The organism is Gordonia amicalis NBRC 100051 = JCM 11271, from assembly GCF_000332995.1.
Classification (GTDB): Bacteria; Actinomycetota; Actinomycetes; order Mycobacteriales; family Mycobacteriaceae; genus Gordonia; species Gordonia amicalis.
Genome location: NZ_BANS01000071.1, coordinates 1 through 10,699, shown reverse-complemented (window position 1 = coordinate 10,699; position 10,699 = coordinate 1). Strand labels below are relative to the sequence as shown.

Genomic DNA, 10,699 nt, shown 5'->3' with positions numbered 1-10,699 from the left:
CCGAAGATGACCCGGATCTCCTTGTACTGATCCAGGGGCACGGTCTTCAGTTCGCCGAGCGCCTCGTCGAAGGTGATCCGGTCGATCCGGGTCCCGTGCAGGGCGACCATCTGTCCCCAGCCCTTCTCGGCGACGAGGTCCGCGGTGGCCATGCCCATGCGGGTGGCGAGAACCCGGTCGTAGGCCGACGGCACACCGCCGCGCTGGATGTGGCCGAGGACCGTGGCCCGGGTCTCGATGCCGGTCCGTTCCTCGATGAGCGGCGCCAGCACCTCCGCGACTCCCCCGAGGCGTGGCCGGTTGAATTCGTCGCGCCCCTTGGTGGAGTACGCCTCCGTCATCTCGGGGAGTTTGAAACCCTCGGCGACGACGACCATCGGTGCACGACCGCGCGCCTTGACACTGGTCACCCAGGCGCAGATCTGATCGAGACTCTCGGGGTTCTCGGGGATGAGGATGACGTGCGCGCCGCCGGCGATACCCGAGTGCAGGGCGATCCAGCCGGCATGGCGCCCCATCACCTCGAGCACCATGCACCTCCTGTGCGAGTTGCCGGTGGTCCGGAGGCGGTCGATGGCCTCGGTCGCGATCTCGACGGCGGTGTTGAATCCGAACGTGTAGTCGGTGGCGTCGATGTCGTTGTCGATCGTCTTCGGGACGCCGACGATGTTGATGCCGTCGTCGAACAGTCGCTTCGACGCCGACGCCGTGCCCTCGCCGCCGATCGCGATGACACCGTCGACGCCGAGGTTCTCGAGCACCTTCTTGATGTTGTCCGCGCCGCCGTCGGGTTCGGTGTACGGACCGAACCTGCTCGTCCCCAGGATCGTTCCACCCTGATTGGACAGACCGCGCACCGTGGATCGGTTCAGTTCCATGATGTCGCCGTAGACGAGGCCCGCCCAGCCGTCCTTGAAGCCGACGAACTCGTGACCGTAGACGGTCTCACCCTTGAGCACCGCACCGCGGATGACGGCGTTCAGACCGGGGCAGTCACCGCCGGAGGTGAGAATGCCGAATCTCTTGGCCATGTGGTGAGACCCTCCTTCTCGAGCGCGACGGACACCCCCAATCTAGTGCCCGCGGGCCCGACCCGCTGACCACGAAATCACTTGATCCCGTTCTCGTAGGCGAACACCACGGCCTGCGCACGGTCCCGCAGCGCCAGTTTGCCCAGGAGACTGCTCACGTGGGTCTTGACGGTCTGTTCGGTGACGTAGAGATCGGCGCCGATCTCGGCGTTCGACTTGCCGTCGGCCACGAGGTCGAGTACCTCCCGCTCGCGCGGGGTGAGGTGTTCGAGTGCCGGGTTGCGGCTGGGGCGTCGACGGCGTGCGGTCACCTCGGTGATGAGTCGCTTGGTGATCGACGGCGCGAGCAGCGCTTCGCCGGCGGCGACCACGCGCACCGCACGCACGAGTTCGTCGGCGGGCGCGTCCTTCAGCAGGAGCCGGACGCACCGATCCGCAATGCCTCGTAGACGTAGTCATCGATGTCGAAGGTGGTGAGCATCAGCACGCGGGTCGGCGGTTCCAGCCCGGCCGACAGGATCTGTTCGGCGGCCCACAACCCGTCCTTGCGCGGCATCCGCACGTCCATCAGGACGACGTCGGGACGCGCACGCCGGCACACCTCGACCGCTTCGACCCCGTCGGCGGCGTCCCCGAGCACGGACAGGTCGGGCTGGGCGGCGAGCAACGCCGAGAAACCCTGACGCACCATCGCCTGATCGTCGGCGACGACGACGGTGATCGGACCGGTGTTGCCCTGTGCTTGCTGCGATTCCGCGTTGATCGGCACGCCTGACACGCTACTGGTCGGAGACCGGCGAGGAGACCTTCGGCACGGTCACCGACGACGGTGCGCCGGCGACGACTCCGTCGCGTGGTGGCGTCATCGGGATGCGCGCACGCACCGCGAACCCGCCGTCGACCGTCGGTGCCGCGACGAGCGAACCCCCTACGGCCTGCGCACGTTCGAGCATCCCGGGGATACCGACGCCGTTGCCGCCGATCCCGAGCGGTTCGGCCGTCGGCGCCGAATTGACCACGGCCACCTCGACGGTGCCGTGCTCACCCGGTGTCACACTCACCAGCGTGCGGCTGCCCGGCGCGTGCCGGGTGGCGTTGGCCAGCGACTCCTGAACGATCCGGTAGATCACCAGTGCCGCCGATTCCCCCACCCCGGCATCGTCGACCTCGCGGATCAGCGTGACCTCGGAGCCGGCCCGAGAAGTCTCGGCGACGAGCGAATCGATCTGCGCCAGGACTGGATTGGGGGCGGTGGTCTCGGCGCCCTCGACCCGCAGCACCCCGAGCAGCTGCCGGACCTCGTCGAGTGAGGTCCGGGCGGCATCGGCGATGGCGTCGAATTCGGCTGCCGCCGCAGGCGAGACGTCGTCGATCCGGTAGCGCGCGGTCTGCGACATCACGACGACCATCGACATGCGGTGTGCCACCACGTCGTGCAGGTCGCGGGCGATGCGCGCGCGTTCCTGCAGCACCGCGGATTCGGCCTCCGCCTCCTCGGTTTGTCTCGTGCGAGCGGCGAGCTGCCGCCGCGACGCCATCAGTCCGCGGAGCAGTGCCACGACGACCGCGAGCACCGAGATCCCGACGATCCACGCGGGGTGCACCGCGTAGGCGACGACGAGCGAGGTCGTGAGCCACACCAGCGGAATCCATCGCAACGGGCAGCGCAGCATCACCATGGCCGTCAGCACGAGCAGCTCGATGAAATGGGTGACCTGGATGGTGAGTTCCCAATCGTTGCGCGTGGGCACGACGAGACCGATGACCTGCGCCGAGACCACCGAGACCGCCCAGCCGACGAGCGGCGCCGACCAGGCGAGCGCGATGGGGAGCGCGGCGAACGCCGCGACGACGGGCAGGACGAACGTCGGCACGGAGTGCGTCACCGGCAGCGTCGGCCAGGCGATCGAATACATGATCAGGGCCACGATCAGGAAGAACCAGTTGACCCGCGAGGAGAAATAGGCACGCACCGCGGGGTCCTGGGCGACCGGCGCGGTGGACGCCCAGTCGACGAAGTCGCCGCCGGCCGCGCGCAGATGCTTGCGTAAACCGAACATGAGGTTCACCCTAGGCTCCGAGGGGCCCGGCAGTCCTCATACTTTCGGGGGAGACGGCCTCGTTCCCGAGTAGTATCCGCAGCCCGGCATCCCCGTCCCGCCGGTGAGTACGAACCGCCCGTCGGAGCGATGTGGACCGGCGGTTTCACCCCTTAGCGTCAAAGGCCATGGACCCTCCCGGATCACTGCGGAAATGGCCTTCGGACAACACTTCTCACCCTGATCACGGATCGGGCCCGGTGCACCGACGGGGCCGGATCCGAACTCTCGTCGCCGCGATGACACTCGCTGTTCTCCTTGCCGGACAATGGATGTCGACGGCGCAAGCAGTTGCCGGTGACACCGGTTCCAGCGCGGGGCCGGTGATCTCGCACCCCGAGGACGCCGACAATCCATATGCCGCTGCCGTCGTCGCACTGACCGGACCGGCGCCGGCCACGACGATGGACGTCCTGCCCGCATCCTTCGAGATGCACATGGGATACACGCCGACGGTCGTGACCGGTGTGCCCACGGACCCGGACGGCGGCTGCTCGTCGCCGGTACCGCTCCCGGACCGGTTCACACCACTGCGCCGCACACACGATTTCGGCTACGACCTGTTGCGTGCTGCCGCGGCAGACGGCCGACCGCTGGGATCGTGGGCGCGATTCGCTTTGGACCGCATGCTGATCGAGGCGATGCAGCGTTCCTGCGATGATCCCGCCTGCGCGACCGCGGCCCGCGTAGCCCGCATCGGTCTGGCCTGGAACACCTGGCGCCAGTTCGGTGGACCGCCGACCCGACAGGAATCGATTCCCCAGCTGGTGTCCACCACGGTCGAACGCGCGCTGGTCGATCGGCAACCCACCGAGGAGTTCTCATGACCAGCGCGCCTGCCGCTCGCGCGTCGATGGACGCCGGGCGAGCCCTGCCTCCCCCGGTTCTCGTGGTCAGTATCGTCTCTTCGTATCTCCTGGCGCTCCATCCCGGAACGCTTCCGCGCGACGCGACGACGACCGCGGTCGTGACGTCCGGCTTCGCCGCCGTGGGCGCGGTCGTGGGAATGTTGTTGTCACGATGGGCTTCCCGACGACGCCCGCACCCGGACACGCAGACCCGTCGCGTCGTCTTCGGTGCCGGGGTGCTGATCGCGGCCGGCGGTGCGGGACTGTCGGTGTGGTGGCAGAGCTTGATCCGCGCCGCGGTCGGGGCGCCGCCCGTTGGGCCCGACTGGTGGGTTGCGGCCACGGTCGCACCCGCTGCAGCGGTCGCCGCGATCGTGCTGATCCCCCGCGTCACCGCGGTGATCGCGGCGTCGGCGGTCGCGCTCGCCGCCGGACTCCTCGCCCCGGCCGACGCCGGTGCCGACCGCGGACAACCGTCGCCGCGCACCATCGTCGTCTCCGAGTTCGGGACTCTGCTGCGCGGAGAACTCGCGGCACCGGAATTCGATCATCCGGCAGAACGGTTGGTGAGGTCCTGGATGCACAGCGGCGGACTGGCGGCTCGTGCGGTGATCGTTGCGGTCCCCACCGGGTCGGGCTGGGTCGACCAGGCCGCGGTCGCCGGTTTCGTCGACCGCTTCGACGGCGACGTCCGGATACTGACACTCCCCTACGCCGACGTGCCGTCGTGGAAGGCGTTCATCTCCGACGACGCGACCGCGACGGAATCGTCGATCACGCTGGTCCGCGAACTCGCGAAGGTTCTGGCGAACCGGCCCGCGGGCGACCGGCCCCGGTTGGTGCTCTACGGCCAGAGCCTCGGCGCGGTGGGGGCCGACGCCGCCCGGGTCTGGCTCGAGGACCATCACCCGTCACTGCTCGCGGAGACCGTCCTGACCGCGCCGCCCGCGGGGACGGTGGCGCAGGCGTCGAGGACGCCGCGGATCGTCGTGGCCAATCGCAGCGATCCGGTGGTCCGCTGGTCGCTCGGCTCGCTGTGGCGTCCGCCTGCGTATCCCGACGACACCGTGCTCGGCGGTCGACGGGTACCCGAGGTCCCCTGGCTGCCGGTCGTCGGATTCCTGCAGTCCAGCGTCGACCTGCTGGCCGCGCTCGACGGACCGACGGGCGTCGGTCACCGCTACGGGACCGAGCAGGCGCGACCGGTCAGCGGCCTGCCGCGGTGACCTCGCACCTCAGGGAGCAAGGGGCGTCAGATGATCGGGCCGCGAGCCGCCTCATACGACGCGCCGACCCGGTAGAGCCGGTCGTCGGCGAGTGCGGGCGCCATGATCTGCAGGCCGACGGGCATGCCGTCGTCCTTCGACAGTCCGGACGGCACCGACATCGACCCGATGCCAGCCAGGTTCACCGGCAGCGTGCAGAGGTCGAACAGGTACATCGCGAGCGGATCGTCGACCTTCTCCCCGATCGGGAAGGCAGTGGTCGGGGTGGTCGGCGAGATCAGTACGTCGACCTTCTCGAAGGCGGCGGTGAAGTCGCGCGAGATCAGGGTGCGGACCTTCTGCGCCTGACCGTAGTAGGCGTCGTAGTAGCCCGAGGACAGCGCGTACGTGCCGATCATGATGCGGCGCTTCACCTCTGGGCCGAAACCGGCTTCGCGGCTCAGCGCCATGACCTCGTCGGCCGAATGCGAACCGTCGTCGCCGACGCGTAGTCCGTACCGCATGGCGTCGAAGCGTGCGAGGTTCGACGACACCTCTGACGGAAGGATCAGATAGTAGGCGCCGAGCGCGTAGGTGAAGTGCGGGCAGCTGACCTCGACGACCTCCGCGCCGCGCTCGGTGAGCAGTTCGACCGCCTGGTGAAAGGAGTCGAGCACGCCGGACTGGTAGCCCTCGCCCTGCAGTTCGGTGACGACGCCGATCTTTACACCTTTGAGGTCCTGTTCCGCACCTTCGCGAGCGGCCGCGACCACGTCGGGTACCGGCACGTTGATCGAGGTGGAGTCACGCGGGTCGTGTCCGGCGATGACCTCGTGCAGCATCGCGGTGTCGAGGACCGTGCGGCCACACGGGCCACCCTGGTCGAGCGACGACGCGCATGCGACGAGTCCGTAGCGGGAGACGGTGCCGTAGGTCGGCTTGACGCCGACGGTCGCGGTGACGGCGGCCGGCTGCCGGATCGAGCCGCCCGTGTCGGTACCGATCGCGAGCGGGGCCTCATACGACGCGAGCGCCGCGGCGCTACCGCCGCCCGACCCGCCGGGGATCTTGGTGGGGTCCCACGGATTTCGGGTCAGCTGGTAGGCGGAGTTCTCGGTCGAACTGCCCATGGCGAACTCGTCCATGTTGGTCTTGCCCAGGATCGGGATGCCTGCGGCGCGGAGCCGTTCGGTGACCGCGGCGTCGTAGGGCGGAACCCAACCCTCGAGGATCTTGGAACCGCACGTCGTGGGGGCGTCGGTGGTGGTGAAGACGTCCTTGAGCGCGATCGGCACCCCGGCGAGCGACGACACGGGCTCGCCCGATGCGATCGCGTCGTCGGCGGCCTTGGCGGCGACGAGCGCCTCGGCGCCGCTGACGTGCAGGAAGGCACCCAGCTCGCCGTCGACCTCGGCGATGCGGTCGAGGTGGGCCTGCGTGACCTCGACCGAGCTGACCTCGCGGGTCGCGATCTTGGTGGCGAGTTCGGCCGCGGACAGACCGGTCAGGTCACCGGCGGGACGAGGAGCTGCGGCGTGCGAATCGGGGCTCACTGCTCTTCTCCCAGGATCTGCGGAACGGCGAAACGGTCCTGTTCGACGGCCGGCGCACCGGACAGCGCGGCGTCGGTGCTCAGGCCGGGCACGACGACGTCGGGACGCAGCACGTTGGCGAGTTCGGCCGGATGCGCGGTTCCGGGCACGTCGTCGGCGGCCACCTCCGACACCGACGCGACGTGGGTCAGGATCGAGTCCAGCTGCTTGGCGTAGACATCGAGTTCGTCCTCGCTCAGCGCCAGTCGCGACAGTCGCGCCAGATGCGCGACCTCTTCACGCGATATGGACTTCGGTTCGCCAGCCACCGTCAGCGTCCTCTCTCACCATCACTTGCTCGGTCATGTCGCTCACCCGACGCCCATGCGACGCAGATGCGCCTCTCCAGCCTATGGGAACGCGCCAACCCGACTCACCCCAGCCACCGGTTGCACCTCCCGGACACACCCGCCCCGCCCCCGGCGCTGCACACCCGGTCGCCCCCGGCGCTGCGCGCCCCGTCGCCACGGGTGCGAGAATGGCCCACGTGTCATACCTGTTGCGCGTCCAGCTCGAGGACCGTCCCGGCAGTCTCGGCGTGCTCGCCGTGCAGCTCGGTTCGGTCGGTGCCGACATCCTGTCACTCGAAGTGGTCGAACGCGGCAACGGTTATGCCGTCGACGACCTGGTCGTCGAAGTGGCGCCCGGTGCGCTGCCGGACAGCCTGATCACGGCAGCAGAGAAGGTCAACGGCGTTCGCGTGGATTCGATCCGCCCGTACTCCGGCGTGCTCGACACCCACCGCGAACTCGAGCTCGTCGACCAGGTCGCCACCGCGAAGCGGAAGGATCGCCTCCAGGTCCTCGTCGACAACGCGCCGCGCGTGCTGCGGGTGTCGTGGGCGATGGTCATCACCAGGGCCAGCGGCGGCGTCCTACAGCTGTTCGGCTCCTCCGGCGCCCCGGAAACCCCACTCACCAGGGCTGATTGGCTGCCTCTGGAGCATGCGGCGCAACTCGACGCCGAAGGCGACTGGGTGCCGGGTGCATGGCAGGACATGGACACCCGCCTCGCCGCGGCGCCGATCGGCTCCAATGACAAGGCGATCCTGCTCGGCCGCATCGGCGGACCGGATTTCCGGCCCTCGGAGGTCGCCCGACTCGGCTACCTCGCCGGGATCGTCAGTACGGTGTTGCGCGCCGACGGTTAGCAGGATGATGGAGGCATGACCTCCATCACCCTCGCGCAAGGAGACATCACCCTTCAGTCGGTCGACGCGATCGTCAATGCCGCCAATTCGACACTCCTCGGCGGCGGCGGGGTCGACGGCGCCATCCATCGGCGTGGAGGTCCCGCGATTCTCGCCGAGTGCAAGGAACTCCGGGCCGGACGCTACAAGCGCGGACTCCCCGTCGGCGAAGCAGTCGCCACCACCGCCGGCGATCTGGATGCACGCTGGGTCATCCACACGGTCGGACCGGTGCACTCCCACGATGAGGACCGATCCGAATTCCTGGTCGCCTGCTATCGCGAATCCCTGCGCGTGGCAGACGAATTGGGTGCGACGACGATCGCCTTCCCGGCCATCTCGACCGGCGTCTACGGCTGGCCCATGGCCGACGGCGCGCGCCGGGCCATCGACACCGTCCGGTCCGTGGACACCGCGATGACCGAGATCCGGTTCGTGTTGTTCGATCCGCGGGCGTACCGCGCCTTCGACGCCGCGCTCAACGGTTAGCGCCGCTCAACGAAAAGAATTCGCTCCTGAGGAGCGTCCGGAGCGGACTGACGAAGCGAAATCCCCGCTCCCAGGAGCGTCCGGAGCACGCGTTCTTTCGATCAGGCCGCGAGGGGGTCACTCGGGACTGCCGGTCTCCAGGAGACGCTTGAACGCGTCCTCGTCGAGGACCGGCACACCGAGCTGCTCGGCCTTGTCGGCCTTGCTCCCCGGCGACTCACCCACGACCACGTAGTCGGTCTTCTTCGACACCGATCCCGATGCCTTGCCGCCACGCTGCAGGATCGCCTCTTTGGCGCCGTCGCGGGAGAAGTCCACCAGCGATCCGGTCACGACGATGGTCTTGCCCTCGAGGGTCCGCGCGATCGACTCGTCACGCTCGTCCTCCATGGAAACGCCTGCGGCGCGCCACTTCTCGACGATCTCCCGATGCCAGTCGACGGTGAACCAATCGTGGATCGACTGCGCGAGGGTCATCCCGAGGCCCTCGACGTCGGCGAGCTGTTCGACGTCTGCGGCCTCGATGGCCTCCAGTGAGCCGAACTCGGTGGCCAGCGCACGCGCCGCGGTGGGCCCGACGTGACGGATCGACAGACCCACCAGTACGCGCCACAACGCCACGTCCTTGGCCTTGTCGAGGTTGGCCAGCAAGCGTTTCCCGTTCGCCGACAACGCGCCCGCCTTGGTGGTGAACAGCTCCGTGCGGGCGAGGTCGTCGGCGGAGATGGAGAACAGATCACCCTCGTTGCGGATCACCTTCGCCGACAGCAGCGCGGTGGCCGCCTCGTAACCGAGCGCCTCGATGTCGAACGAACCACGCCCGGCGAGATGAAAGAGCCGCTCCCGCAACTGAGCCGGGCAACTCTCCTGATTCGGGCACCGGACGTCGACGTCGGATTCCTTCTCCGGACGCAACGGCGTACCGCATTCCGGACAACGCTCGGGCATCTCGAAGTCGACCTCGGAACCGTCGCGAAGGTCGACCACCGGCCCGAGCACCTCGGGGATCACATCGCCGGCCTTGCGGATGGTCACGGTGTCGCCGATGAGCACGCCCTTCCGCTTGACCTCCGAGCCGTTGTGGAGGGTCGCGCGAGAGACCGTCGAACCCGCGACGAGGACCGGTTCGAGCACCGCGAACGGTGTGACGCGACCGGTGCGCCCGACGCCGACCTGGATGTCTCGCAGCTTGGTCGTGGCCTCTTCCGGCGGGTACTTGTAGGCGATCGCCCACCGCGGTGCGCGCGAGGTGGAACCGAGGCGGCGTTGGACGCCGAAGTCGTCGACCTTGACCACGATGCCGTCGATCTCGTGGTCGACGTCGTGGCGGTGTTCGCCCCAGTAGGAGATCTTGTCGAGGATCTCGGCTGCGGTCGATGCCTTTGTGGTGTGGGTGGACACCGGAAGTCCCCACGCGCCGAGCGCGAGATAGGCGTCATGCAACGACTCCGGCCGCCATCCCTCGGTGTGGCCGATGCCGTGACAGATCATCCGCAGCTTGCGCCGGGCGGTGACCTGCGGGTTCTTCTGCCGCAGCGACCCGGCCGCCGAGTTGCGTGGATTGGCGAACGGCGGCTTGCCATCGGCCACCAGGGACGCGTTGAGCGCCTCGAAATCCTCGACACGGAAGAAGACCTCGCCGCGCACCTCGAGGACGTCCGGGATCGGATAGCCGTCGGCGGCCGTCAGTCGGTGCGGGATGTCGTCGATGGTGCGCGCGTTGAGCGAGACGTCCTCACCGGTGCGACCGTCGCCACGGGTGACACCGCGTTCGAGGACACCGTTGCGGTACACGAGCGCCAGCGCGACACCGTCGATCTTGAGTTCGCAGAGGAACTCGACCTCGGCACCGGCGTCGGAGTTGACCCTCTGGACCCAGGAGGTCATCTCGTCGTAGTCGAAGACGTTGTCCAGCGACATCATCCGCTCGAGATGGTCGACCGGGGAGAAAGCGGTGGAGAAACCGCCGCCGACCAGTTTTGTCGGCGAGTCGGGCGTCGCGAGCTCGGGGTGACTGTCCTCGAGGTCCTGCAGGCGTCGTAGGAGAGCATCGAACTCGCCGTCGGAGATGACCGGCGCATCCTTCACGTAGTACCGGAACTGGTGCTCGCGGATCTCCTCGGCGAGCTCCGTCCACTCCTCCCGCAGGTCTCCCTCGGGTCCCGACTGTTCGGTCGCCGGCCGCCCCGACTCCGTTGTTTCTGCCACGCACCGAGGGTATCGGAGGACCCGGACACCCTTCGAGG

At 68.5% G+C, this 10,699-nt stretch carries 9 protein-coding genes and 1 pseudogene; 4 read left to right on the top strand and 6 right to left on the bottom strand.

The annotated features are described in order from the left end of the window. From GOAMI_RS22090 to GOAMI_RS22080, 3 genes and pseudogenes are all read right to left on the bottom strand, one after another. A partial coding sequence (locus GOAMI_RS22090; protein WP_006438866.1) for a 6-phosphofructokinase occupies positions 1-1,031 on the bottom strand: 1,031 nt, incomplete at its 3' end. Positions 1,032-1,108: 77 nt separating this feature from the next. Further along, a pseudogene (locus GOAMI_RS22085) lies at positions 1,109-1,722 on the bottom strand (response regulator). Between the two features lie 88 nt (positions 1,723-1,810). Then, entirely contained in the window at positions 1,811-3,091 is a 1,281-nt protein-coding gene (locus tag GOAMI_RS22080) for a sensor histidine kinase (protein ID WP_040005118.1), read from the bottom strand. A 278-nt stretch (positions 3,092-3,369) separates the two neighbouring features. On the opposite strand from GOAMI_RS22080, the gene GOAMI_RS22075 reads away from it, so the two are divergent. Both GOAMI_RS22075 and GOAMI_RS22070 read left to right on the top strand, forming a co-directional pair. Continuing rightward, positions 3,370-3,957 carry a hypothetical protein gene (locus GOAMI_RS22075; RefSeq protein WP_232513000.1) on the top strand — a complete coding sequence of 196 codons (588 nt, stop codon included), beginning with the start codon at positions 3,370-3,372 and terminating at the stop codon, positions 3,955-3,957. Then, the gene (locus GOAMI_RS22070; RefSeq protein WP_006438861.1) at positions 3,954-5,204 is read left to right on the top strand and encodes an alpha/beta-hydrolase family protein; all 1,251 of its coding nucleotides are present in this window, start codon (positions 3,954-3,956) and stop codon (positions 5,202-5,204) included. The genes GOAMI_RS22075 and GOAMI_RS22070 overlap by 4 nt, the downstream gene beginning before the upstream one ends. Before the next feature lie 26 nt (positions 5,205-5,230). Here the strand turns inward: GOAMI_RS22070 and gatA are convergent, their stop codons facing one another. Both gatA and gatC read right to left on the bottom strand, forming a co-directional pair. Beyond that, the gene (gatA, locus tag GOAMI_RS22065; RefSeq protein ID WP_006438860.1) at positions 5,231-6,736 is read right to left on the bottom strand and encodes an Asp-tRNA(Asn)/Glu-tRNA(Gln) amidotransferase subunit GatA; all 1,506 of its coding nucleotides are present in this window, start codon (positions 6,734-6,736) and stop codon (positions 5,231-5,233) included. Further along, entirely contained in the window at positions 6,733-7,044 is a 312-nt protein-coding gene (gene gatC / locus GOAMI_RS22060) for an Asp-tRNA(Asn)/Glu-tRNA(Gln) amidotransferase subunit GatC (RefSeq protein WP_006438859.1), read from the bottom strand. The genes gatA and gatC overlap by 4 nt, the downstream gene beginning before the upstream one ends. A gap of 209 nt (positions 7,045-7,253) precedes the next feature. Here gatC and GOAMI_RS22055 point away from each other — a divergent pair, with 209 nt between their 5' ends. Both GOAMI_RS22055 and GOAMI_RS22050 read left to right on the top strand, forming a co-directional pair. After that, positions 7,254-7,925 carry an ACT domain-containing protein gene (locus GOAMI_RS22055; RefSeq protein WP_040005117.1) on the top strand — a complete coding sequence of 224 codons (672 nt, stop codon included), beginning with the start codon at positions 7,254-7,256 and terminating at the stop codon, positions 7,923-7,925. A gap of 15 nt (positions 7,926-7,940) precedes the next feature. After that, a complete protein-coding gene (locus tag GOAMI_RS22050) occupies positions 7,941-8,453 on the top strand; it encodes an O-acetyl-ADP-ribose deacetylase (protein ID WP_006438857.1) in 513 nt (170 codons plus the stop codon). Between the two features lie 117 nt (positions 8,454-8,570). Here GOAMI_RS22050 and ligA read toward each other — a convergent pair whose 3' ends face one another. Continuing rightward, entirely contained in the window at positions 8,571-10,661 is a 2,091-nt protein-coding gene (ligA, locus tag GOAMI_RS22045) for an NAD-dependent DNA ligase LigA (protein WP_006438856.1), read from the bottom strand. Between the last annotated feature and the right edge of the window lie 38 nt (positions 10,662-10,699).

Coding starts and splice junctions, on each gene's coding strand:
- GOAMI_RS22080 (WP_040005118.1), bottom strand. CDS start 3,091: ATGTTCGGTTTACGCAAGCATCTGCGCGCGGCCGGCGGCGACTTCGTC.
- GOAMI_RS22075 (WP_232513000.1), top strand. CDS start 3,370: ATGACACTCGCTGTTCTCCTTGCCGGACAATGGATGTCGACGGCGCAA.
- GOAMI_RS22070 (WP_006438861.1), top strand. CDS start 3,954: ATGACCAGCGCGCCTGCCGCTCGCGCGTCGATGGACGCCGGGCGAGCC.
- GOAMI_RS22055 (WP_040005117.1), top strand. CDS start 7,254: ATGGCCCACGTGTCATACCTGTTGCGCGTCCAGCTCGAGGACCGTCCC.
- GOAMI_RS22050 (WP_006438857.1), top strand. CDS start 7,941: ATGACCTCCATCACCCTCGCGCAAGGAGACATCACCCTTCAGTCGGTC.